At 70.4% G+C, this 23793-nt stretch carries 24 protein-coding genes; 11 read left to right on the forward strand and 13 right to left on the reverse strand.

Annotated elements, in window-relative coordinates; translation table 11 throughout:
• Positions 1-9: 9 nt before the first annotated feature.
• From ffh to AB0I15_RS02740, 5 genes are all read right to left on the reverse strand, one after another.
• Positions 10-1557, reverse strand: a complete 1548-nt coding sequence (gene ffh, locus AB0I15_RS02720) for a signal recognition particle protein (RefSeq protein ID WP_358089040.1) — start codon at positions 1555-1557, stop codon at positions 10-12.
• A gap of 63 nt (positions 1558-1620) precedes the next feature.
• A complete protein-coding gene (locus AB0I15_RS02725; protein ID WP_358089043.1) occupies positions 1621-2181 on the reverse strand; it encodes an ATP/GTP-binding protein in 561 nt (186 codons plus the stop codon).
• 7 nt (positions 2182-2188) lie between these two features.
• Positions 2189-2512, reverse strand: a complete 324-nt coding sequence (locus AB0I15_RS02730; protein WP_138667107.1) for a DUF742 domain-containing protein — start codon at positions 2510-2512, stop codon at positions 2189-2191.
• A 98-nt stretch (positions 2513-2610) separates the two neighbouring features.
• Positions 2611-3033: a roadblock/LC7 domain-containing protein gene (locus AB0I15_RS02735; protein ID WP_103955821.1), complete on the reverse strand. Its 423-nt coding sequence runs from the start codon at positions 3031-3033 to the stop codon at positions 2611-2613.
• A complete protein-coding gene (locus AB0I15_RS02740; protein ID WP_358089048.1) occupies positions 3030-5768 on the reverse strand; it encodes a nitrate- and nitrite sensing domain-containing protein in 2739 nt (912 codons plus the stop codon). Before AB0I15_RS02740 ends, AB0I15_RS02735 begins: the two co-directional genes overlap by 4 nt.
• 647 nt (positions 5769-6415) lie before the next feature.
• On the opposite strand from AB0I15_RS02740, the gene AB0I15_RS02745 reads away from it, so the two are divergent.
• From AB0I15_RS02745 to AB0I15_RS02775, 7 genes are all read left to right on the forward strand, one after another.
• On the forward strand, positions 6416-7291 hold the full coding sequence (locus AB0I15_RS02745) for an ABC transporter substrate-binding protein (protein WP_358089051.1): 876 nt from the start codon (positions 6416-6418) through the stop codon (positions 7289-7291).
• Positions 7288-8097 (forward strand): ABC transporter permease, encoded by an 810-nt coding sequence (locus tag AB0I15_RS02750; RefSeq protein ID WP_358089054.1) that lies wholly within the window; start codon positions 7288-7290, stop codon positions 8095-8097. Before AB0I15_RS02745 ends, AB0I15_RS02750 begins: the two co-directional genes overlap by 4 nt.
• Positions 8094-8870, forward strand: coding sequence for an ABC transporter permease (locus tag AB0I15_RS02755; protein ID WP_358089057.1), 777 nt, complete (start codon positions 8094-8096; stop codon positions 8868-8870). Before AB0I15_RS02750 ends, AB0I15_RS02755 begins: the two co-directional genes overlap by 4 nt.
• A 14-nt stretch (positions 8871-8884) precedes the next feature.
• The gene (locus AB0I15_RS02760; protein ID WP_358089060.1) at positions 8885-10333 is read left to right on the forward strand and encodes a dihydroorotase family protein; all 1449 of its coding nucleotides are present in this window, start codon (positions 8885-8887) and stop codon (positions 10331-10333) included.
• Between the two features lie 123 nt (positions 10334-10456).
• Complete coding sequence (locus AB0I15_RS02765) at positions 10457-11443, forward strand: ABC transporter substrate-binding protein (protein WP_358089063.1); 987 nt, start codon at positions 10457-10459, stop codon at positions 11441-11443.
• Positions 11443-12216: an ABC transporter permease gene (locus AB0I15_RS02770; RefSeq protein ID WP_358089066.1), complete on the forward strand. Its 774-nt coding sequence runs from the start codon at positions 11443-11445 to the stop codon at positions 12214-12216. Before AB0I15_RS02765 ends, AB0I15_RS02770 begins: the two co-directional genes overlap by 1 nt.
• Positions 12213-12980: an ABC transporter permease gene (locus AB0I15_RS02775; protein WP_358089069.1), complete on the forward strand. Its 768-nt coding sequence runs from the start codon at positions 12213-12215 to the stop codon at positions 12978-12980. Before AB0I15_RS02770 ends, AB0I15_RS02775 begins: the two co-directional genes overlap by 4 nt.
• 31 nt (positions 12981-13011) lie before the next feature.
• On the opposite strand, the gene AB0I15_RS02780 is transcribed toward AB0I15_RS02775, so the two are convergent.
• Genes AB0I15_RS02780 through AB0I15_RS02790 form a run of 3 tightly spaced genes read right to left on the reverse strand, consistent with a single transcriptional unit; the run spans position 13012 to position 16078 of the window.
• A complete protein-coding gene (locus AB0I15_RS02780) occupies positions 13012-14424 on the reverse strand; it encodes an MmgE/PrpD family protein (protein ID WP_358089072.1) in 1413 nt (470 codons plus the stop codon).
• The gene (locus AB0I15_RS02785) at positions 14417-15256 is read right to left on the reverse strand and encodes a cyclase family protein (RefSeq protein ID WP_358089074.1); all 840 of its coding nucleotides are present in this window, start codon (positions 15254-15256) and stop codon (positions 14417-14419) included. The genes AB0I15_RS02780 and AB0I15_RS02785 overlap by 8 nt, the downstream gene beginning before the upstream one ends.
• A 15-nt stretch (positions 15257-15271) precedes the next feature.
• On the reverse strand, positions 15272-16078 hold the full coding sequence (locus AB0I15_RS02790) for a methyltransferase domain-containing protein (protein WP_358089077.1): 807 nt from the start codon (positions 16076-16078) through the stop codon (positions 15272-15274).
• Between the two features lie 190 nt (positions 16079-16268).
• Between AB0I15_RS02790 and AB0I15_RS02795 the strand changes: the two genes are divergently transcribed.
• From AB0I15_RS02795 to AB0I15_RS02810, 4 genes are all read left to right on the forward strand, one after another.
• Positions 16269-17273 (forward strand): methyltransferase, encoded by a 1005-nt coding sequence (locus AB0I15_RS02795; protein ID WP_358089080.1) that lies wholly within the window; start codon positions 16269-16271, stop codon positions 17271-17273.
• A gap of 76 nt (positions 17274-17349) precedes the next feature.
• Entirely contained in the window at positions 17350-18300 is a 951-nt protein-coding gene (locus AB0I15_RS02800) for an ABC transporter substrate-binding protein (RefSeq protein ID WP_358089083.1), read from the forward strand.
• Positions 18297-19067, forward strand: a complete 771-nt coding sequence (locus tag AB0I15_RS02805; protein WP_358089086.1) for an ABC transporter permease — start codon at positions 18297-18299, stop codon at positions 19065-19067. Before AB0I15_RS02800 ends, AB0I15_RS02805 begins: the two co-directional genes overlap by 4 nt.
• Complete coding sequence (locus AB0I15_RS02810) at positions 19064-19846, forward strand: ABC transporter permease (protein WP_358089089.1); 783 nt, start codon at positions 19064-19066, stop codon at positions 19844-19846. Before AB0I15_RS02805 ends, AB0I15_RS02810 begins: the two co-directional genes overlap by 4 nt.
• Positions 19847-19885: 39 nt before the next feature.
• Here AB0I15_RS02810 and AB0I15_RS02815 read toward each other — a convergent pair whose 3' ends face one another.
• The 5 genes from AB0I15_RS02815 to AB0I15_RS02835 all read right to left on the reverse strand — a co-directional run bounded on the left by AB0I15_RS02815 (position 19886) and on the right by AB0I15_RS02835 (position 23728).
• Entirely contained in the window at positions 19886-20893 is a 1008-nt protein-coding gene (locus AB0I15_RS02815) for a nitrilase-related carbon-nitrogen hydrolase (protein ID WP_358089092.1), read from the reverse strand.
• Positions 20890-21327 carry a hypothetical protein gene (locus AB0I15_RS02820; RefSeq protein WP_358089095.1) on the reverse strand — a complete coding sequence of 146 codons (438 nt, stop codon included), beginning with the start codon at positions 21325-21327 and terminating at the stop codon, positions 20890-20892. The genes AB0I15_RS02815 and AB0I15_RS02820 overlap by 4 nt, the downstream gene beginning before the upstream one ends.
• 6 nt (positions 21328-21333) lie before the next feature.
• Positions 21334-22707 carry an aldehyde dehydrogenase family protein gene (locus tag AB0I15_RS02825; RefSeq protein ID WP_358089098.1) on the reverse strand — a complete coding sequence of 458 codons (1374 nt, stop codon included), beginning with the start codon at positions 22705-22707 and terminating at the stop codon, positions 21334-21336.
• Between the two features lie 105 nt (positions 22708-22812).
• Complete coding sequence (locus AB0I15_RS02830) at positions 22813-23400, reverse strand: ATP/GTP-binding protein (protein ID WP_358089100.1); 588 nt, start codon at positions 23398-23400, stop codon at positions 22813-22815.
• On the reverse strand, positions 23381-23728 hold the full coding sequence (locus tag AB0I15_RS02835; protein WP_103956510.1) for a DUF742 domain-containing protein: 348 nt from the start codon (positions 23726-23728) through the stop codon (positions 23381-23383). Before AB0I15_RS02835 ends, AB0I15_RS02830 begins: the two co-directional genes overlap by 20 nt.
• Positions 23729-23793: the final 65 nt, after the last annotated feature.

Raw genomic sequence — 23793 nt, forward strand, 5'->3', positions numbered from 1 at the left:
GGCGTGAGGTCACTTCTGACCGGGAAGCCGCAGCTTGGACGGGTCGAAGCCGGGCGGCAGCTCAAGGCCGGGCGGCAGCTTGCCACCGAGGTTGCCCAGCACACCACCCTGCTGCTTCGGCTCCTCCGGGGTCTCGGCGGGCGGCTTGCCCAGGGCCGCCTTGCGCGGGTCGCCGCTGACGCGCCGCCCCTTCTTCGCCTTCTTCTGGGCCTTGCCGGCCTTGCCCCGGCCCCCCGGCATGCCGGGGATGCCCATGCCGCCCGCGACCCGCTTCATCATCTTCTGGGCCTCGTAGAACCGGGTCACCAGGTTGCTCACGGCGCTGACCGTGACGCCGGAACCCGCGGCGATGCGGGCGCGGCGGGAGCCATTGATGATCTTCGGGTCCTGGCGCTCGCCCGGGGTCATCGAGCGGATGATGGCCGCGATGCGGTCGAGGTCGCGGTCGTCGATGGCGTTGAGCTGGTCGCGCATCTGGCCCATGCCGGGCATCATGCCGAGCAGGTTCTTGATGGGGCCCATCTTCTGGACCATCATCATCTGCTCGAGGAAGTCCTCGAGCGTGAAGTTCTCGCCCGACGTGAGCTTGCCGGCCATCTTGGCGGCCTGGTCTTCGTCGAACGTCTTCTGGGCCTGCTCGATCAGGGTGAGGATGTCACCCATGTCGAGGATGCGGGAGGCCATCCGGTCGGGGTGGAAGGCGTCGAAGTCTTCCAGCTTCTCGCCCGTGGAGGCGAACATGATCGGCCGGCCGGTGATGTGCCTGACCGACAGGGCCGCGCCGCCCCGGGCGTCGCCGTCGAGCTTGGTCAGCACGACGCCGTCGAAGCCGACGCCCTCCATGAACGCCTGCGCCGTCGTGACGGCGTCCTGGCCGATCATGGCGTCGACCACGAACAGGACCTCGTCGGGCGAGACCGCGTCGCGGATGTCGGCGGCCTGCTTCATCATCTCCTGGTCGATGCCCAGGCGGCCGGCGGTGTCGATGATGACGATGTCGTGCTGCAGGCGCTTGGCCTCGTCGATCGAGCGGCGGGCGACCTCGACCGGGTCGCCGACGCCGTTGCCCGGCTCGGGCGCGTAGACCGCGACCTGGGCGCGCTCGCCCACGACCTGGAGCTGCTGGACGGCGTTGGGCCGCTGCAGGTCGGCGGCGACCAGCACGGGCGCGTGGCCCTGCTCGCGCAGCCACCTGGCCAGCTTGCCCGCCAGCGTCGTCTTGCCGGCGCCCTGGAGGCCCGCGAGCATGATGACGGTCGGCGGCGTCTTGGCGAGGCGGAGCCTGCGGGTCTCGCCGCCGAGGATGCCGATCAGCTCGTCATTGACGATCTTGACGACCTGCTGCGCCGGGTTCAGCGCCTGGGAGACCTCGGCGCCGCGGGCGCGCTCCTTGACCTGGGCGACGAAGGCCTTGACCACCGGCAGCGCGACATCGGCCTCGAGCAGGGCGATGCGGATCTCACGGGTGGTGGCGTCGATGTCGGCATCGGACAGCCGCCCTTTGGAACGGAGGGAGGAGAAGACCGATGTCAACCGGTCGGATAGCGTCTCGAACACGTGGTTGGCCAGTCCTCGAAGCGAATGTACGTCGTCGTCTAAGACTCCAGCCTATCCGCTCCGCTAGCCGCTCCAGCCTGGCACGGCCATCCGGACCGTGAGCGCGTGCTCGACGAGGTTGATCAGCGCGCTCTTGACCGAGTCCTTCGACCTGGCGTCCAGGCGCACCATCGGGATGTGCGGCGCGAGAGTGAGCGCGTCGCGTACTTCGGCATCGCTGTGGGCGTACGAACCGTCCCACCCGTTCACCCCCACGATGAACGGGAGCTGGGCCTCTTCGAAGTAGTCGATGGCGGGGAAGCTGTCGGCCAGGCGGCGGGTGTCCACGAGGACGACCGCGCCGATGGCGCCGCGCACCAGGTCGTCCCACATGAACCAGAACCGGTGCTGCCCGGGGGTGCCGAACAGGTAGAGGATCAGGTCGCGGTCGAGGGACACGCGGCCGAAGTCCATGGCGACGGTCGTGGTCGACTTCAGCGGCGTCATGCCCAGATCGTCGATGCCGGCGGAGGCGTCGGTCATGACGGCCTCCGTGGTCAACGGCATGATCTCCGACACCGCGCCGACGAACGTCGTCTTGCCCACCCCGAACCCACCGGCGACCACGATCTTCGTCGAGGTCAAACCGGGGCTAGAGCCTGCGAAGTCCACTGAGCACCCTTTCCAGCAGGTTGACGTCCGGTCTACCCGCATCCAACTGCGGCTGATGTACCCGAACCAGGCCCTCGGCCGCCATGTCCGCGATCAGAACACGCACCACACCGAGCGGGATCCGCAGCAGGGCCGACACCTCGGCCACCGACCTGACCTGCAGGCAGAGCTGGCTGATCGCCTTGTACTCGGGTGTGATGTGGGAGAACTCCCGGTGCTCGGCCGTCGCCGAGGACACCAGGGCCTCCATCGCCAGCTTGACCTTGGGCGCGGTCCGCCCGCCGGTCACGGCGTAGGGCCGCACCGGCGAGGCGGGGTCAGAGCTGGAGGGCGGGGGTGGCGGCGGCTCCCAGCCACCACTATTCCACCCGCCGCTGTTCCATCTGGGGTCTGTCACCTATATCACCTGGTCTGGCTGGCGCGTAGTTCCGCGCGCACAGCCGGAGTCAGCACCTGACCGGCGCGATCGACCATCAAGGTCATCTGGTAGGCCACCAGACCCATGTCGCAGTCGGGGGCCGCCAGCACCGCGAGGCACGAGCCGTCGCTGATCGACATGATCAGCATCAGCCCGCGCTGCATCTCCACGATGGTCTGGTTGACCGCGCCGCCCTCGAACACCCTGGCCGCGCCCTGCGTCAGGCTCACCAGGCCCGACGCGATCGCGGCGAGCTGGTCAGCCCGGTCCGCCGGGAAGCCCGACGAAGCCGCCAGCGGCAGCCCGTCGGACGAGACCACGACCGCGTGCGCCACACCTGGGACCGTGCTGACGAAGTCGGTGATTAACCAATCCACCCCACGTGCCGATTGGCTCAGGTCGTTCATGCGCGCTCATCCCTGCTCTCAACACTTCTCGGACCGGAGGGATACGTTCTTCCCTCACTGATGTCGTCTCGTGCTGCCCGGAATCCCTGCTGGAAGCTCGAGAGACGACTGCGTACCCGATCCGGCGAGACCGCCGGCATGGGTGCGACTCCCTTCGGTGCCGAGACGGTGTCCGCCGATCCGGGCACCAGGTTGGCCTTGGGCACCCGCTTGGGCAGCCCGGCCGCCGTCGAACCGTCGCGCACCGGCTCCACCACGGCCTGCGCCGCACTCCAGCCGGCGTCGGCCTTCGACGAGCCCCACGTGGCCTCGCCCTCGTTGCCGTGCTCGAACCAGGCGGATTCGACGGAGGCGAAGATCGGCAGATACTCGTCTCCGGCGGAAGCCGGCTTGACCACGGGGATCGGGCCCGTCGCCGCCGACTCCGTCTCGGGCAGGTCGAATCGCGACCGCCTCATGTCCGTCTCTGCCCAGCCCATGTCGGGGCGGTCGCCGCCGGTGGGGCGCTGGGGCAGGGGGTTGTTGGCAGTCCAGGTGTTGGACGGTGCGCCCGACGGGTTGCGCGAGGGGACCCAGACGTCGGAGGTGTCGTAGCCGCCACCCCCGACGCCGCTGTTGCTGCGCGGGTCGGACGGCCAGCCCGTGTCCATGCTCGGCCCCGAGGGGAAGGACGGATGCCCGGGCCCCGGACGGTACTCCCCGCCTGTTCCGCCCCACTGGGGCATGGGCGGCGGCGGCATGGACGGCTGACTGGCGAAGCCGTCGTCGTGCCGCATCATGTCCATGGGGTTCATGGGGTTCATGCCGTTGCCGGGCATGCCGTTGCCCGGCATGGCGTAGGCCGGGGCCTGCGCTCCCAGGAGGGATTCCGGCATCAGGACCATGGCGGTCAGACCGCCGGTGCCGTGCGGGCGCAGTTGCACCCGGATGCCGTGGCGGTGCGCCAGCCTGGCGACCACGAACAGGCCCATGCGGCGCGACACCGACACGTCCACGCTGGGCGCGTCGATGAGGCGTTCGTTGGCCTGGATCAGTTCGTCGGCGGTCATGCCGATGCCGGAGTCGCTGATGGACAGCATCACACCGCCGCCGTCGATCCGGCTGCCGGAGACCGTGACCCGGGTGTCGCGGGGCGAGAACGACAGCGCGTTCTCGACCAGCTCGGCGATCAGGTGGATGACGTCGTTGACGGCCTGTCCGGCCACGGCGACGCCGTCGGGCACCTGGAGCACGACGCGCTCGTAGTTCTCGACCTCGGACAGCGAGGCGCGGGCGACGTCGACCAGCTTGACCGGCTTGCTCCAGCGGCGCGGCGGTTCCTGACCGGCGAGGACCAGGAGGTTCTCGCTGTTGCGCCGCATGCGGGTGGCCAGGTGGTCCAGCTTGAACAGGTTGCCGAGCCGCTGCTCGTCCTGCTCGCCCTGCTCCAGGCCGTCGATCAGGGTGATCTGCCGCTCGACCAGCGTCTGGCTGCGCCGTGACAGGTTCACGAACATCGCGTTGACGTTGCTGCGCAGGCGGGCTTCCTCGCCGGCCAGGCGGACCGCTTCGCGGTGCACCTCGTCGAACGCCCGCGCCACTTCACCGATCTCGTCGTTGGACGCGACTCCGATGGGCTCGACCTCGACGCCTTCGCTGGACGCCTCCGACTCGCGCAACTGGCGGACGGTGTCCGGCAGACGGCGGCCGGCGATGAACAGGGCCTCCCTGCGCAGCCTGCGCAGCGGGCCGCTCAGCGAACGGGCCATGATCACGGTGACCAGCAGCACCAGGATGAGCAGGAGCACGATGGCGCCCGCCACGATGACGGCGCTCTGCTGCTCCGCGCCCTCCAGGGTGCGGCTGCGCAGCACGATCGCCTCGGCGGCCTGGTTCTCCACCTTGCGCATGCCGTCGATGGTCTCGGAGATGGCGTCGTACCAGGCGTCGCCGTCGCGCGTGAGCTGGAGCTGACGGTCCACCAGCGGAAGGCCGGCGTCCTGCAGGACCAGTGCTCGGGCGGCGAGGATCTCGGCGCGGTCGACGGCCTTGCCGCTGACGGTGTCGTCGTAGAGCTGGCGCAGTGAGAGGGAGACCTGCGATCTGAAGGTCGCGAGCTCACTGTTCTTCTGCGCGCGGGCGGCGATGAAGGCGTCGAGGTCGTCCTTGCCGAAGGACCTGGTGGACAGGGCCGAGACGAGCAGGGCGCGCTGGGTGGAGACGTACTGCTTGGCGCGGGACAGGGCGGCGAAGCCGGCGACGCCCGCCGACAGCTCCTCGTCGACCGCGCCTCGGTCGATCTTGTCGTTCAGGGAGAGCAGGTCCGAGATGGACCGGTCGTACAGCGTGATGACGGAGTTGACGTCAAGCTGCGAGTCGATCGCGTTCTTACGCGAGGTGGGGAGCTCGTCGAGGCGGTTCTTGATGGGCAGGGCCTCGGCCGCGTGCTGGCCACCGCTGGTCACGAGCGCCTCGACGCCGCCCCTGACCTGAGTGACGAGCTTGTCTACGCGGTCGTACTGGGCGCTCACGTCAGCATTGCTGCCCCTGCGTCCCTGAGCGACGTGTTTGGCGCTGAGGTCGCGCTCCATCTCCAGCTCGTGCGCGAGCTCGGTCAACTGGCGCGCCAGTACGGCGACCTCGTTGACCTGTGCGTACTCGTTGGCGGTGGCGATCGAGGTGGTGACACGCAGACCACCGAGCGCGAGCGCGGCGATGGTCGGGATGATCACCAGGATCACCAGCTTCGAGCGCACTCGCCAGTTGCGCAGGGAGAAGCGAGCCCCCGTCTTTCGCTTGCCGGATTCCGAATTGCCCGGCATCGACGCCTGTGGCCTACGGGACGCATGTCGGGGGGCTTCGTCTGCTAAGCCCTGATCCCCGCCCACAGAGGGGACAACACTCTTCACTTGCCTCCGCAACCTCTCCTCGGATGGTCTGGTGCACGAAGATCACGTCATACCGGTGGTTGCCGAGTGACGCCGACGCACCCTTGGGGCGAGTGCTAATTGGAGCACATCAACAGGAGATCGGCCAATAGCGCAAAGATCACAGTCGACGCACAACCCGGCAATTTGCCCAAATCACAACACCTGTTGCAGAGCCAGGAAGTCAAGAGGTTGTGACCCAAGATATTCGGACAAACATGACGAATCGCCATATATGTGTATATATCTAGTTAATTTCCTATGTACTTGCTGCGGCGGGCAGTGCCGCCTGCGCTAGGGTGCCACCGTCGCTGAACACTTCCCGTTCGCACTCCACCCCCCCGGTTCAAAGGAGACCCGCAATGCGGTTCGGTGCATTAGGGCGCACGGCCCTGGTTGGGCTTGTCGCCACTCTCGTCGTCACGGGGTGTTCGAGTTCGGGCGACCCGTCATCAAGCACCGGTGCGTCTTCCGGCATGAAGACCGACCTGCTGATCGGCCAGTATCCCGGCGCGGACTCCGCCCCGCTGTTCATCGCCATGGAGCGCGGTTTCTTCAAGGAAGAGGGCCTCAACGTCAAGCAGGAGCCCATCCAGGCTCCGCAGGCGGTCCTCGGCAAGCTCTCCAACGGCGCCATGGACGTCGTCCTCGGCAGCTACGCCACCATCCTGACGATTCAGGAGGCCGGCACCGAGAAGTTCAAGTACATCGCCGACTCCTACCAGGGTGCCGCCGGTGCGTTCGGCATCATGGTGCGCAAGGACTCCCCGATCAAGGACGTCGCCGGCCTCAAGGGCAAGAAGATCGGCGTCAACGCTCTGGCCGGTCTGGGCGTCCTCACGATGAACCCGCACATGAAGATCGCGGGCCTCGACCCGAAGGCGGACATCGAGTACACCGAGGTCCCGACGACCAACTGGCTCTCCTCCCTGGAGAAGGGCGACGTCGACGCCGTCTGGATGACCGACCCGTACGTCAGCCAGGCCAAGAAGGACCTCGGCGCCACCATGCTCCTGGACACCATGTCCGGCCCGACCGACGGTCTGCCGATCACCGGCTGGGCCGCCACGGAGAAGTGGGTGGCGGAGAACCCCAAGACGCTGGCCGCCTTCCAGCGGGCGATGGCCAAGGCGCAGAACATCGCCGCCACGGACCGCAGCGCGGTGACCAAGGTGCTGCCGACCTTCACCAAGATCCCGGCTGAGACCGCCGCCACGATCAACCTCGGCGCCTACCCGACCACGCTGAGCGCCCAGCGCATCCAGCGGGTCGCCGACCTCATGCTCGACGCCGGCATGCTCAAGCAGAAGATCGACGTCAACTCGATGATTTACACAGCTCCCCAGGGATGATGGCAACAATCACCGCAGCGCGGCGCGAGCGGGCTCCGCTCGCCCGCGCCAAGCTGATGAAGATGACCCGCCACGCCGTCGGCGTGGCGGGTTTTCTGCTCGCCTGGCAGTTCCTCGGAGCGTCGGGCCTGGTCAAATGGCTTCCGTCGGCCGCGGACACGCTGGCGAGGGCCGTCTCACTCACCGTGGACCCAGTCTTCCTCGAGGACCTGTGGGGCACGCTGAGCGCCGCGCTCATCGGGTTGCCGCTGGCCGTCCTGGTCGCCGTGCCGATCGGCCTGCTGCTGGGAACGGTCCCGGCAGTCGAGGAGATGACCCGGGTGTTCGTGGAGTTCCTGCGGCCCATCCCCTCGGTGGCGCTGATCCCGCTGGCGCTGTTCTTCTTCCAGCCGGAGATCAACGCCAAGGTCGCCCTCATCGTCTTCGCCGCCTCGTGGCCGATCCTCATCAACACCGTGTACGGCGTGCGCGACGTGGACCCGCTGGGCAAGGAGACGCTGCGCTCGTTCGGCTTCGGCAAGGGCGCGATCATCTGGCGGGTCTCCCTGCCGAGCGCGGCCCCGTTCATCGCGACAGGGGTGCGGCTCGCCGCCAGCATCACGCTCATCCTGGCCGTCAGCTTCGAGTACATCGTGGGCGGTTCGAGCGGCATCGGCAGTTTCCTCATCGAGGCCAGCACGGGCATCGGCGCCGACGCCATGATCGACGTCATCGCGGCCCTCCTGTGGGCCGGGCTGATCGGTCTCGTCGTCAACTCCCTTCTCGTACGCGCCGAACGGCGACTCTTCAAGTGGCGATCGACATGATCCGTACCCTCATCAAGCGCCTGTGGCTGGTCCCCGTCGTCCTGGGCGCCTGGGAACTGACGGCGTTGTCCGCCCAGAGCCCGTACCTTCCGGGGCCGGTCCGGATCGTGTCCCGGATGTATGAAATGTGGTTCTCCGGCCCCTACATCCTCACCGACGAGGCCATCGAGAACTTCGTCCCCAGCCTGGTCCGCGTGACCGGGGCCTGGTGCCTGGCCGTGATCGTGGGCGTCTCGCTGGGCGTCGCGCTCGGCAGGACGGCCTGGCTGGCCGACTACATCTCGCCGCTGATCGAGTTCGGCCGCGCGGTGCCGCCGCCCGCCATGCTTCCGGTCTTCCTCGTGCTCTTCACGATGGGCACGCAGGTCCAGGTCGCGACCATCGTCTTCGGCATTGTCTGGCCGATCCTGCTCAACTCCATCGACGGCGCGCGCAACCTCGATCATTTGAAGATCGAGACCGCCACCGTCTTCGGAGTGCCCGCGCACCTGCGGTTCACCCGGATCATCCTGCCCGCGGCCGCGCCGAAGATCTTCGCCGGGCTGCGGCTCAGCGTCTCGCTGGCGCTGATCCTGATGGTCATCTCGGAGCTCAAGGGGAGCACCGAGGGGATCGGCTACCTCCTCAACCTGGCCAGCAACAACGCCGACATGCCGGCCATCTGGGCCGGTGTGCTCGTGCTCGGCGTGCTCGGCTACGTACTCAACACCTTGTTCCTCATGGTGGAGCGGCGTGTGCTCGCCTGGCACCGCGACGCCCACCGCCTCGCTTAGGAGAGTTCACCCCTGTGACCGAGCTGTTGCTGAAGAACGTGAAGGTCGTGACCCACGACCGGGACGAGCCCGTCGACGCCGACATCGCCATCGAGGACGGCCGTATCGTCCGGGTCGAGCCGGGATTGTCCACAGCAGGCGAGGTGATCGACGGGGGTGGCAAGCTCGCCTTCCCCGGAGTCGTGGACGCCCACCAGCACTGGGGGATCTACAACGCCCTGCCCGAGGACACCGAGTCGGAGAGCAGGGCGAGCGCCCAGGGCGGGGTCACGACCGCGCTCACGTACATGCGGACCGGGCAGTACTACCTGAACAAGGGCGGCCCCTACGCGGAGTTCTTCCCCGAGGTGCTCCGCCAGGCCGAGGGCCGGGCCTACATCGACTACGGGTTCCACCTGGCGCCCATGTCGAGCGGGCACATCGACGAGTTGCCCGACCTGGTCGAGCGGTTCGGCGTCCCGTCGTTCAAGATCTTCATGTTCTACGGAGGGCACGGGCTGCACGGCCGCTCCGACGACCAGAGCTCGTTCCTCATGCTGCCCGAGGGCGAGCGTTACGATTACGCCCACTTCGAGTTCGTGATGCGCGGCGTGCAGGCGGCCAGGGAGCGCCTCCCCGAGCTGGCGGAGGAGATCTCGCTGTCGCTGCACTGCGAGACGGCCGAGATCATGACCGCCTACACCAGGCTGGTGGAGGAGGCCGGTGACCTGAGCGGGCTGGCCGCCTACAGCGCCTCCCGTCCTCCGCACTCCGAGGGCCTGGCCGTCTTCATCGCCTCCTACCTGGCCCACGAGACGGGGCTGGCCAACGTCAACCTGCTCCACCTGTCCTCCCGCAAGGCGATGGACGCCGCCGTCCGCATGGCGGCGACGTTCCCGCACATCGACTTCCGCCGCGAGGTCACGGTCGGTCACCTGCTGGCCGACGTGGAGACCGCCAGCGGGCTCGGCGCCAAGGTGAATCCGCCGATCAGGCCGCGTGAGGACGTCGAGGCGCTGTGGGAGTACGTGCTCGACGGCACCGTGGACTGGGTCGTCAGCGACCACGCCTGCTGCCGCGACGAGGTCAAGTTCGGTGAGCCGCGCGACAACGTCTTCCTGGCGAAGTCCGGTTTCGGCGGGGCCGAGTACCTGCTGCCCGGCCTGGTCACCGAGGGCCGCCGCCGGGGCCTGCCGTACGGGCGGATCGCCGCGCTGACCTCGTGGAACCCGGCCAAGCGGTTCGGCCTGCGCACCAAGGGCACGATCGCCCCCGGTTTCGACGCCGACATCGCCCTGATCGACCCGGCGCACACCTGGACCGTGCGGGCCCAGGACTCGGAGTCGACGCAGGAGTACACGCCCTTCGAGGGGTTCGAGCTGACCGCCAAGGTGACGGACACGTTCGTCCGCGGCCACCACGTGCTCGACGCCGGCAAGATCGTCGGCCTTCCCGTGGGCCGGTTCCAGCACCGTCCCGCCTGACCCGCGAACGCGACGCCGCCTACCGGCGGCGTCGCGCTGCGAAGTGGATCATTGTTCGGGTACGCTCCGCCAGTGACGTCGGTCGCGCTCCAACGCCTTCCACCCCCCTGGTAGGAGATCCGCATGACCCGCAAACTGTCCCGTCGCGCACTCGCTCTCGGTCTCGCCGCAGCTCTCGGCCTCGCCGGTTGCGGCGAAGCGAGCCCGACCCCCTCGTCCCCGGCCGCCGGAGGCACCGGGCTCGAGAAGACCACCATCAAGGTCGGGGCCCTGCCCATTCCGGACCCGGCCGCCCTCTACATCGCCAACGCCAAGGGCTTCTTCAAGGAAGAGGGCCTCACGGTGGAACCGGTGACCATCACCGGTGGCGCCGCCGCGTTACCGCAGATCCAGAGCGGTGCGCTCGACATCTCGCAGACCAACTACGTCTCGGCGTTCCTGGCCCTGAGCCAGGGCAAGCAGGTCAAGATCGTCGCCGACATGTACCAGGCGGCGCCCAACACCTTCAACATCATGGTCCCGAAGGACTCCCCCATCACCAAGGTGGCGGACCTGAAGGGGAAGACCGTCCTGGTCAACAATCTGCGCAACATCGCCACGCTGGCGGTGACGGCGCAGCTCAAGGCCGCCGGGCTCACCGAGACCGACGTCAAGTTCGCCGAGAAGCCGTTCCCCGAGATGGGCAACGCGATCAACTCCGGGCAGGCGGACGCCGGCTGGATCACCGAGCCGTTCATCACCGCCAACCAGAACGCGCTCGGCTTCCGTACGGTCGCCGACACGATGACGGGGCCGACGGCGGACCTGTCCATCGCGGGGTGGATGGCCACGGACGAATGGGCCAAGAAGAACCCGAAGACGCTGGCCGCCTTCCAGCGCGCGATCTCCAAGGCACAGCAGCTCGCGTCCGGTGACAGGAAGGAGATCGAGGCCATCCTGCCGACGTACACGAAGATCGACGCCAAGACCGCGGCGGCGATCACGCTGGGCGCCTACCCGAGCACGCTGGACCCGGCCCGGCTGCAGAAGGTGGCCGACCTCATGCTCGAGTACAAGTACATCCCGCAGCCGATCGACGTGAAGTCGGTCGTCGCGACCACCTCCGGCTGATGACCGGTGCGCGAATGCTCCGCGGCGCCGCCGGCGTCGCGGGGTTCCTCGTGGCCGCGGAGCTGCTCGTCCGCTTCGGCCTGAGCGAGAAGTTCGTCTTCCCCGCACCGTCGACCGTCCTGAACGAGGCCGGGCGGCTGCCCGCCGACCCGCAGTTCCTGGAAGGGGTCGCCGTCACGCTGTCGAACTGGGCGCTCGGCCTGCTGATCGCGACCGTGGTGGCCGTGCCCCTGGGCGTGCTGCTCGGCGCGCTGCCGCCGGTGGAGCGGGCCGTCCGGCCGGTGCTGGAGTTCATGCGCCCGATCCCGTCCGTGGCGATCATCCCGCTCGCGATCCTGCTGATCCCGGTGGACGAGCTGATGAAGGTCTCGGTCATCGTGTACGCCTCCATCTGGCCGATCCTCATCAACACCCTGTACGGCATGCACGACGTGGACCCGCTGGCCAAGGAGACCCTGCGCGCCTTCGGGTTCGGCCCTCTGGCCGTGCTCGCCAAGGTGAGCCTGCCCAGCTCCGCCCCGTTCGTGGCCACCGGCGTCAGGATCGCCGCCGGGGTCGCGCTCGTCCTGGCCGTCAGCGCCGAATTGGTCGCCGGCGGCTCGGCGGGCATCGGCGTCTACGTCGGCGTGGCCGGCAGCGGCAACAGGACGGACCTCATGATGGCCGCCACCTGCTGGGCCAGCGTCCTGGGCGTGGCCGCGAACCTGGCCCTGCTCGCCGGCGAGCGGCGGCTGTTCCACTGGCACCGGATGCGGACAGGGGTCACGACATGAAGGCCGTCGCCAGGCTCTGGGTGATCCCGCTCGTGCTCGCCGTCTGGGAGCTCGTCGCCCGCGGGCTGGCGGACACCGACTTCCCGCCGCCCACGACGATCGTCGCCCGCATGTACGAGCTGTGGTTCTCCGGCCCCCAGGTCTTCACCGACGATGCCATCGACAATCTCCTGCCCAGCCTCGGCCGCATGTTCGGCGGCTGGGTCCTGGCCGCCGTCATCGGAGTCACCGCGGGCGTGCTGCTCGGACGCTCGCGGACGGCGACCGACTACGTGGACCCGCTGATCGAGTTCGGCCGGTCGATCCCGCCGCCGCTGCTGCTGCCGGTGTTCCTCATCCTGTTCCAGACGGGGCTGGCCACGCAGCTCGCCACGATCGTGTTCGGGGTGATCTGGCCGGTGCTGCTCAACTCGATCGATGGGGCCAGGTCGGTGGACAGCACGTACGTGGAGACGGCCACGGTGTTCAACCTGTCGCGGGCGCAGCGCCTGCGCGTGGTCGTCCTGCCCGCGGCCTCGCCCAAGATCTTCGCCGGGCTGCGGCTGAGCCTGTCGCTGGCGCTGATCCTCATGGTGATCACCGAGCTCATCGGCGGCACCGACGGCATCGGCTACCAGCTTCTTCAGGCCCAGCGCAGCTTCGACGGCGCCGGGGTGTGGGCCGCGATCGCCCTGCTCGGCATCCTCGGCTACGTGGTGAACTCGCTGTTCGTGCTGGCCGAGCGGCGCGTCCTGGTCTGGCACCGGCAGGCCACGCGCGGCTGAGCCCGCCACCGGCGGTCCGCCGGTGGCGGTGTCAGGCGAACTCCGCCACCAGGCGCATCAGGTCGCCGACGTCGTCCGCCTCGTCCAGCCGGGCCACCCGGTCGGTCACGGCGCCGGCGGTGGCTCCGGAGAGCCGGCCGGCCGTGTTGTCGCGGAACTTCAGCGCGAGCTCCGCCGACGACAGCGGCCGGGCGGGGCCGCCGCGGTTGGCGAGCACCTCCTGGGTCCACTCGCGGCCGTCGAGGTCGCGGGCGCGCAGCACGGCGGGGAACTGGTGCGGGAAGATCTCCGTCGCGCGGTCGTCGGGCACCACGTCCACCTTGGCCATGAGCTCCCGCCGCAGCGGGTCGCGGGCCAGCTCGTCGGTGAAGTCGGCCAGTCCCACGCCGAGCCCGCCGCCACCGAGCAGCCCGGCCACCACCGCGTACGGGCCGCTGAACTGGGCCTGGTACCCCGTGTCCGGAGCACGCTTGGCCTCGATCGGCTGGCCGATGGTACGGATGACGGGCGCGGGCACGCCCAGGGTCAGGCGCTCCACACGGGCGGGGTCCAGGCCCTGCTCGCGCAGCCCGATCGCGGCGTCGATGGCCGCGTGGGTGAAGTGGTTGGCGGGGTAGGGCTTGAAGAAGATCCCGGGCACCGCCCAGTCCGTGCCGAGACCCTTGGTGATCTCCTCGGCGGCGTAGCGGCCGTGCAGGAACGCCTCGAAGAAGCCGAACCGCCCTTCGAGCACCGTCGGCGGACCGGTGAAACCGCGCCTGACCAGGTCGGCCGCCGTCACCGCCGCGTGTGCCGCCCATCCGCAGTGCAGCCGTTTGACCGTGCCGCCCGTCCGGTTGCCCTCGATGATGCCCGCGGCGGTGGAGGCGGCCACGCCGAGGACGTCGAGCACGCCGTCACGGGACCGGCCGAGCAGCAGGGCCGCCGCGACGGCGCCGCCCATGGTGCCGCAGATCGAGGTGGCGTGCTGGCCGTGCTCGAAGAAGATCGAGTTGCCGGCCTCGGGGTCGTAGCCGGCCATGCCCAGCCGTACGCAGACCTCCAGGCCGACGGCGATCGCGCGGATCGTGTCGCGGCCGGAGGCGCCGGCCAGCTCGGCGGCGGCGAGCGCGGCCGGGATCACCGGGGCGCTGGGGTGCAGCACCGACGGCAGGTGGGTGTCGTCGTAGTCGAGGGAGTGGGCGAGCACCCCGTTGGCCAGGGCCGCCAGGGCGGCGGGCACCGGCGGGCCACCGCCCACGATGTGCGCCTGGGGGCGTCCGCCCTGGTCGAGGACGTAGTCGAGGATGCTCCTGCTGGTCGGCAGCCGGTGCGCGGCCACGCAGAGGCCGATCACGTCGAGCACCCGCTTGCGTACGCTGTCGGTGACCGCCTCCGGCAGCGTGTCGTAGGAGGCGTCCACCGCGAAGTCGGCCAGCAGCCGGCCGAGGGTCGGCTCAGCCACGGGAGCCTCCGCCGACCAGCGCCAGCGGGCGTACCGGCGAGCCGGTCGCGCCGACGAACGCCAGCGGGGACAGCACGAACGTGAACTCGTGCACCCCGTCTCGAGCCAGGACCTCCAGGTCCATCGCCTCGATGAGGTAGATTCCCGACTCCACCAGCAGCACCCGGTGCCCGGGCAGCACGCTGTGCCCCTGCCCGGGGGCCAGGCGCTCGAAGGCGATGGTGTCGGCGCCCACCGCGTGCGCGCCGCGGCCGGCCAGCCAGCGGGCGCCGGCCTCGCCGACGCCGGGGACGCCCGACTCGCCGCCGATGTAGACCTCGCGGTCGGGGTCGGCGAAGTGGCGGCCCCAGCCGCTGCGTACCAGGATGACGTCGCCGGGGGCGGGCTCGACGCCCTGGCGGCGGACGGTCGCGTCCAGGTCGGCCGGGGTGATCTCGTAGCCGGGCGCGCAGTCCGCGCCGAGCGTGGCGGGCACGTCGAGCAGCACGCCGCGGCGCACCATCGGGGCGATCGTGTGCACGCCGAGCTCGGGGTAGCGGCCGCCCACGCACGCGGCGGCGGCGTCGGCCCCGCCGTGCAGCTTCCCGTCGTGGGAGACGTGGGCCAGCGCGTCGATGTGCGTGCCGACGTGGGTGCCCATGAAGATCAGGTCGTTGGCCGCCGATCCCCCGTCGGGACGCACCTTGTCACCGTGCCGGCGCGGGAGGGTGTGGGTGTAGGCGGGGTGGTTGGGCGACTGCGGCATGCCGGCGAAGAGCGGCCTGCCCAGGTCGTAGATCGTCACGCCGCCGCGTACGGCGTCGAGCAAGGGGTCGTTCGTGGTGGTGCTCATGTCCTCTTGTCTCTCTCACAACCGGCCCGTGGCATAGCGCACGGTGCGCTCCAGGACGAAGGGCTCCTGAGGCAATGACGCCTCAAGAGCCGCCCTGGCCTCGGGCCGCAGGGATTCGGGGATGGTCTCCAGCGAGGCCCTGCGGGCGGCGGACCAGAGCCAGTCCCACACCTGCTCCGCCTGGATCGTCACCTCGAACACCACGTCGGCGCAGGCCGCCTCGCGCAGGCCGCCCTCTTCGAACAATCCGGTCAGCTCCTCGGGCCCGCCCAACTGGTGCTGGAAGGGAGCGCTGCCCGCCCCCGTCGTGTACGGCTCCAGCGCCCTCTCCACCAGCCCCAGCAATTCGGCCTCGCTGGGGCTGGACCTGACGAGCAGGCTGGCCGCCAGCCTGCCACCGGGCCGCAGCAACCCGGCCATCGACCTGACGGCGGCCGACGGATCGGGCAGGAAGTACAGCATCATTCCCGCCAGCACCACGTCGAACCGCTCGCCGGGCAGCAACTCCTCGGCCCGCTCCGCGTCGCCCACCAGCACGGTCGCCTGGCTCAGCCCTTGGCGGCCGATCTCCGCCGCGGCGGCGGCCACCATGCCCGGAGCCAGGTCAAGCCCGACGACCCGGCCGGTCGGGCCGACGGCGTGGGCGGCGGGCACGAGCGAGGCGCCGGTCCCGCACCCGGCGTCCAGCACCTGGTCACCGGGCCGGGGCGCGGCACGCCGGACCAGCTCGGCGGCGACGGGCGCGAAGAACGGCACGCCGACCCGCTCGTAGGTGCCGGACGCGCGGTCGAACAGGCCGGCCATGTACTCCTTGGCATTCATCAGCTTTCCTCGCAGGGGGCTAGAGGCGCGGTGGGTCCGATGATCAGATGAGTTCGGAGCTGAGCCTGCCACGAATGACGCACAACCGGCAAAGGGCATATTGATCAACACCCCCTTCGACGGCGCCCGCGTCTGGGCTACGATCACGCTGCGTACCGCTCGTCCGCAGGTGATCCCCCTGGAAGGACATATGCCGGATTCCGCTGAGCTCCTCTGGGGAGCCGTTGGTGACATCTCCCGCTTCGCGGCCCTGCTCACCATGGCCGAACTGGGCCTGGCCGACCACCTCGCGGACGGGCCGCTCGGCGCGGGCGAGCTGGCCGGGCGGTGCGGGGCGCACGCCCCCTCGCTGCGCCGGGTCCTGCGCGAACTGGCCGCCATGGGCCTGGTCGGGCGGGCCGGGGCGGACGCGTACGAGCTGACCGAGAAGGGCGCGGCCCTGCGCTCCGGCACGCCCGGCTCCGTGCGCTCGTCGATCCGCATGCTCGGCGAGGAGGGCTTCTGGTACGCCATGGGCATGCTCCCCGCCACGGTCCGCGACGGCGGCTCGGCGTTCGTCAAGCGCTACGGCCATCTGTACGACCACCTGGCCGCGAACCCGGCGCTGAGCGGCATGTTCAACGACTACATGAGCGGCAGGGCCGTCCCGATCACCGAGGGCCTGCCCGCCGCGTACGATTTCTCCGCCGCCCGCACCCTGGTCGACGTGGCCGGTGGCCAGGGCCACATCCTGGCCACGGTCCTGGGGGCCAACCCGCACATGCGCGGTGTGCTGTTCGACCTGGAGCACGTGGTCGACGGTGCCAGGCGCACGCTGGCCGCCGCGGGCCTGGCCGACCGGTCCGAGGTCGTCGCCGGTGACTTCTTCTCCGGCGTCCCGGCGGGCGCGGACGTCTACCTGCTGGCCAGCGTCCTGCACAACTGGGACGACGAGGACGCCGTCACGATCCTGCGCAACGTCCGCGCGGCCATGGATCCCGGCGGGCGCGTCCTGGTGATCGAGGTGGTGCTCCCCGACGGCGACGAGCCGCACCTGGGTAAGGACATCGACATGCGGATGCTGGCGTTCTTCGACGGCGGCACCGAGCGCGGCCGGGCCGAGTACGCGGCCCTCCTCGACCGGGCGGGGCTGGCGCTCACCGCCGTCGCCGCGCTCGGCTCGGGCGCGAGCCTCGTCGAGGCGGAGCGCCGCTGACCCCAGGTTTGCCCACCTAGTGACAGGACCCAGAGAGGCATTGGCGATGAGGCTGGCCAGGATCGTAGTCGCGGGTATGACGATCGCGCTGACGCTGAGCGCGTGCGGCGGCGGAGGAGGAGGGGCGCAGCCGGGCGGCGCCACGTCACCGGGAGGGCTGGAGAAGACGCAGCTCCTGGTCGGTGTCGTGCCGGTGCCGTCGTCGGCGCCGCTGTTCATCGCGGAGAAGCGCGGCCTGTTCAAGGCGGAGGGCCTGACCGTCAAGACGGAGATCATCCAGGCTCCGCAGGCGGTCATGCCGAAGATCCTCAACGGCAGCATGGACGCGTTCCTGACGAGCTACGTGTCGCTGATGGCCATCAACGACACGGGCGCGGCCAGGCTCAAGCTGTTCCAGCACAGCCAGGAGGCGGCCCCGAACGTCGCGGGCGTCGTCGTGGCCAAGGGATCGCCGATCAGGACGGCCGCCGACCTCAAGGGAAAGACGATCGCGGTCAACGTGCTGAAGGCGCTCGGGCAGACGCTCACCAACGCCCATCTGCAGGAGGCCGGGCTCAAGCCCGACGACGCCAAATACGTGGCAGTGCCGTTCGCCGACCAGATCAGCGCGCTCTCCTCGGGCACGGTCGACGCGGCCTGGCTGGTCGAGCCGTTCCTGACCGCGGCCAAGAAGGGCGGCGCGACGCAGATCATCGACACCACCGACGGCGTGACGGCCGGGGTGCCGATCGACGGGTGGGGTGTCAGCGAGCAGTGGCTGACCCAGAACCCGAAGACGGCCGCCGCCTTCCACCGCGCGCTGGCCAAGGCGCAGCAGATCGCGGGCGAGGACCGTAAGGCCATCGACGAGGTGGTGCCGACCTACACGCAGATCCCGGCGGAGGCGGCGGCGGCGATGACGCTCGGGAAGTTCTCGATGCGGGCCGACCAGGCGGGCGTGCAGAAGCTGGCCGACCTGCTGCACGGCTACGGCTACCTCAAGGCCAAGGTGGACGTGGCACAACTGTTCGCGCCGATGAGCGGATGATCGGCCGGCGGGCGCTGCTCGGGGCACTCGGGGTGGCGGGCTTCCTCGCCCTCGCCGAGCTGGGCGGCCGGGCCGGGCTCGTCCCCGACGTCCTGCCGCACATGTCGCACGTGCTGGCCACGGCGGCGGAGCTGCCGCTGGACGCGGGGTTCCGGGCCGACGTGCTGGCCACACTGCTGGCGTGCCTGACCGGGCTGGCGATCGCGATCGCGATCGCCGTGCCCGCCGGGCTGCTGTTCGGCACGGTCTCCTTCGTGGAGCGCTCGACCCGGCCGCTGGTGGAGTTCCTGCGGCCGATCCCGTCGGTGTCGCTGATCCCGCTGGCGGTCTTCCTGCTCCCCGACGGCCAGGACGCCAAGGTCGCGCTGGTCGTCTACACGTGCTCGTGGCCGCTGCTGATCAACACCATGTACGGCCTCGGCGACGTCGATCCCCTCGCCAAGGACACGCTGCGCAGCTTCGGGTTCGGCCCGCTGGCGGTGGTGCTGCGGGTGAGCCTGCCGAGCGCGGCCCCGTTCATCGCCACCGGCGTGCGCATCGCCGTGTCCGTCACCCTGATCGTGGCCGTGAGCGTGGAACTGCTGGCACCCGGCGGGGGCGGGATCGGGGCGTTCCTGTCGCTGGCCGGCAGCGCCAACCGGCTGGACCGCATGCTGGCGGCCACCCTGTGGGCCGGGTTCATCGGGCTCGCGGCGAACCTGCTGTTCACGGCCGGCGAGCGGCGCCTGTTCCGCTGGCACCACGCCCGTACGGGGGCCGCCGCGTGAGCGTCCTGCGCCGGCTGGCCTGGTACTGGCTGCTGCCCGTGGCGGCGCTCGCCTGGGAGCTGGCCTCGCGCTCGGCGCAGGCCGCGTACTTCCCGCCGCCGTCGCGGATCGTGGCGCGGATGCACGAGATGTGGTTCTCCGGGCCCTACCTCCTGACCGACGAGGCGGTCGCCGACCTGCTGCCCAGCCTGGGCCGGCTGGCCGCCGGGTGGGCGATGGCGTGCGCGGCCGGGGTGCTGGCCGGGGTGGCACTCGGGCGCTCGGCCTGGCTGTCGGGCCTGGTGGAGCCGCTGCTGCACTTCGGCCGCTCGGTGCCGCCCGTGACGCTGCTGCCGGTGTTCCTGGTGCTGTTCAAGATCGGCACCCCCATGGAGCTGGCCTCCATCGTGTACGGCGTCATCTGGCCCGTGATGATCAACTCCCTGGACGGCGCCCGCCACGTGGACCGCCAGTACATCGAGACCGCCGCCGTCTACCGCCTCGACCGCCGCCGGCGGCTCACCCGGGTCATCCTGCCCGCCGCCGCCCCGAAGATCTTCGCCGGACTGCGGCTGAGCGTGTCGCTGGCCCTCATCATGATGGTCATCTCGGAGCTGGTCGGCAGCAGCGAGGGCATCGGGCACCGTCTGCTGGAGGCGCAGAGCCAGTTCGACATCCCGGCCATGTGGGCGGTGATCGTGCTGCTCGGGCTGCTCGGCATCGCGCTCAACGGAGCCTTCCTGGCCTGGGAGCGGGCCCTGCTCGGCTGGCACACGAGCGCCAGGACGACCGACGCCTGACCGGTCCCGTCGATCACCGCGTGCCGGGCGGCCGGTCGATCACTCCGTGCCGTGGAGCCGCTCGATCGCCTCGGCCTGGCGGGTGCGGAACCAGGACCGGTCGCGTGCGCCGCCGGACAGCCCGCCGGGCCGTTCGACGTCGTGGCGGGCGTACTCCTCCGCCCACAGCCCGGTCTTCACCCGGCTGAGCAGGTTGCCCATGCCGGGCCGGAGCCGCAGGCGGCGCAGCGCGGCGAGGTCCAGCTCGGCGGCGGCCACGAGCGACTCGCCCGCTCCCGCCTGGGCGAGCACGCGTCCCTGGGGATCGACCAGCTCAGAGCCGCCGTTGGTGGAGTCGCCGGGGATCGCGATGCCGGACAGGCCGCCGCTGTTGGCCGAGACCACGTAGGCCAGGTTCTCCGCGGCGCGGGCGCGGCGGGCCACGGCCTTGGGCGTCAGCATCGGCGAGGACGCCTCCGACGTGGGATGACAGAAGATCTCCGCGCCGCGCAGGGCGAGCGCGCGGGCCAGCTCGGGCATGAGGATCTCCTCGGAGGCGATCGCCGCGAGGTTCCCCAGCTCGGTGCGGGCGACGGGGAGCACACCGTCGATGCCGTAGACGTCGAGATAGCGTTCCCACACGTCATAGGGGCTGGGCGAGAACATCGAGTGCAGCCTGCGGTAACGCAGCACCGCCGCGCCGTCCGGCGCGAGGATCACCGTCGCCTGGAAGTACAGCTCGGGGAAGTGCTCGTCACGCTCGTAGGCGTTCACGCAGAGGAACACCTCGTGCCGGGAGGCGATCTCGGCCAGCTCGGCGTACTCGGGGCCGCCGGGGTCGAGGGCGGCCTTGTCCCGCCATTCGGCCAGGCTCTCCCCCAGCGGGAAGCCGGTCAGCACGTACTCGGGCAGCACCACCAGGCGCAGGCCGGGGCCGAGCCACGCCTTCGACCCGCGGACCTGCTCGCCGATCCGGCCGATCGCGGCCCGGATCTCGGCCCGGGGATCGGCGGCCCCGTTGACGGCCCTGGTCTCCATCTGCAGGGCCAGGGCGGTGAAGGCCGTCACGCGACCCGCCGCTCGTCGATCAGTGTGCGCCGCACGCACACCCCGTCCTTCAGCCACTGCCAGACCCTGCTGCGCGACGTGCCGTCCTCGCTCAGCACGATCAGCTCGAACAGCCGCAGGTCCTCGCCCTTGTACCGCCAGGTCAGGTAGATCGTGCTGGCGTCCAGCTCCCGGAACTCGCCCTTGAGCCGCTCGGTGTCGAACGCGCACCGCCCGTCGCCGAGATAGGTGCCGGGGAACTCGTGCACCTCCGTACGCCCGTCGTCCCAGGTGTAGCGGTTGGTCTGGTGGTAGGCGGCGTCGCCGAGGATCGCGCAGGTCATGTGGACCCGATGCCGGTCGAGCAGGGTGCCGTCGCGGCCGAGGTGGAGGTATTCGCCCTCCCACTCCCCCTCGTGCCGGGCCAGCAGCGGCATGTCCGCGCGAAGTCCCATCCGGGGCTACTCCTTCGTCGTGTGCCACCAGGGGTCGGCGGTGGCGGATCGGTTGACCAGGAAGGCCCGGCGGCGCAGGAACCGGCCGATGGAGGCCGTGCCCATGCGTGAACCGCCGAGCCCGGACAGGCGGAAGGAGTGCTTCTCCCCCTCGTTCACGAGGGCGGTGAGCGCGGCGTCGTTGACGCTCACCGCGCCGACCTGGAGCCGGGCCGCCACGGCCAGGGCCTGCTCCTCCGTGGCGGCGAAGACCGCGGCCGACAGCCCGTACGCCGAGTCGTTGGCCAGGGCGACCGCCTCGTCGGGCCCCGCCACGGCCATGACCGGCAGCACCGGCCCGAACGTCTCCTCCGTCATGATCAGCATCTCGTGGCCGACGCCGGACAGCACGGTCGGGCGGCACCAGTGCCCGCCGCCGTGCCGCTCTATCGTGCCGCCCGTGTGCACGGTCGCGCCCCTGGCCACGGCGTCGGCGAGGTGGGCGGCGATCACGTCCTCCTGACCTGGGGCGATGATGGGCCCGATGGGGCCGCCCTCGCAGGTCAGCCCGACCGCGCCGGCCTTGTCCACGAGCAGCGCCAGGAACTCGTCGTGCACCTCGCGGGCCACGTAGACCCGCTCGATCGACTGGCAGGACTGCCCGGCGTTGGCGGTGCCGCCCCACAGGACGGCCGACGTGGCCCGGTCGAGGTCGGCCCCGGCCAGCACGATCGCCGGGTCCTTGCCGCCGAGCTCCAGGTACGCCGGCACGAACGCCCGCGCCGCCGCCCTGGCCACCAGCCGCCCGGTCTCGACGCTGCCGGTGAACACCACCGCGTCCACCAGGTCCACCAGCGCCGCGCCCGTCTCGCCGTCGCCCTCGACCACGCGCAGCGGCAGCTCGCCGGGGACCAGCCTCATCAGCGGCTCGATGAAGCGCGGCGTCACCTCGCTCGGCTTGACCAGCACCGCGCAGCCGGCGGCCAGCGCGGGGACGGCGTCGATGAGGCCGAGCAGGAGCGGGAAGTTCCAGGGGCTGATCATCCCGGCCAGCTCGTACGGCACCGCGTCGCCGCCCACGAAGACGCCGGGCAGGGAGGCGGGCCGTTCGGGGGGCGGGGCGAGGAGGGCGGGCGCCTGGCGTACCCAGCGGGTGACCAGGTTCGCCGTGAGCCGTCGTTCGAGCACCGACTCCCCCACCCGGCCGGTGTCGGCCACCAGGGCGGCGAGCAGGTCTTCGTCGTCGGCCAGCGCGGCGCCGAACCTGGACAGGACCGCGCCGCGGTCGGCGTGCCGCCAGGTGGGGGCCATCTCGCGCAGCTCGGCCGCGACGGCGGCCAGCCGGTCGGGCGGGATGGGGGCGAGTGCCCGGTCGGCCTGCCCGGTGATCGGGTTCCTCACGTTCATGGGGTGCGGCCACGGGACATGGTGCTCCTGCGATGTTCGGCGGGAGCCATTGTGATCATGTGAAGGCCCGCACGTCAACGCACCCGGCTTGCCGGGGGGTCAGCCGCCCCAGCCCGGCACGGCCATCCGGACGGTGAGCGCGTGCTCGACCAGGTGGATCAGCGCGCTTTTGACGGAGTCCTTGGAGCGGGCGTCCAGGCGTACCAAGGGGATGTGCGGCGCCAGGGTCAGCGCGTCGCGTACTTCGGAGTCACTGTGCGGATACTGACCGTCCCATCCGTTGACGCCCACCACGAACGGAAGCTGCGCCTCCTCGAAATAGTCGATCGCCGGAAAGCTGTCGGCAAGACGGCGCGTATCGACCAGCACGACCGCGCCGATGGCCCCCCTCACCAGGTCGTCCCACATGAACCAGAACCGGTGCTGCCCGGGGGTGCCGAACAGGTAGAGGATCAGGTCGCGGTCGAGGGAGACCCGGCCGAAGTCCATGGCGACGGTCGTGGTCGACTTCAGCGGCGTCATGCCCAGATCGTCGATGCCGGCGGAGGCGTCGGTCATGACGGCCTCCGTGGTCAACGGCATGATCTCCGACACCGCGCCGACGAACGTCGTCTTGCCCACTCCAAAGCCGCCGGCCACCACGATCTTCGTCGAGGTGAGACCTGGGCTAGAGCCTGCGAAGTCCACTGAGCACCCTTTCGAGCAGATTTACGTCCGGCCTACCGGCGTCCAGCTGTGGCTGATGCACGCGAACCAGACCTTCGGCGGCCATGTCAGCGATCAGCACGCGCACCACGCCGAGCGGGATCCGCAGCAGGGCCGACACCTCGGCCACGGACCGCACCTGCCGGCACAGTTGACTGATCGCCTGGTACTCCGGCGTGATATGCGAGAACTCCCGGTGCTCGGCCGTCGCCGAGGACACCAGGGCCTCCATCGCCAGCTTGACCCGGGGCGCCGTCCGTCCACCTGTCACCGCGTACGGGCGGACGGGCGAGGCGGGGTCGGGATTCAGCTGCGGCTGGGGCTGAGGCGGAGGAGCCCAACCGCCGCTGTTCCATCTCGGTTCTGTCACCTACA

This window comes from Nonomuraea sp. NPDC050643, assembly GCF_040654715.1.
Taxonomy (GTDB): Bacteria; Actinomycetota; Actinomycetes; order Streptosporangiales; family Streptosporangiaceae; genus Nonomuraea.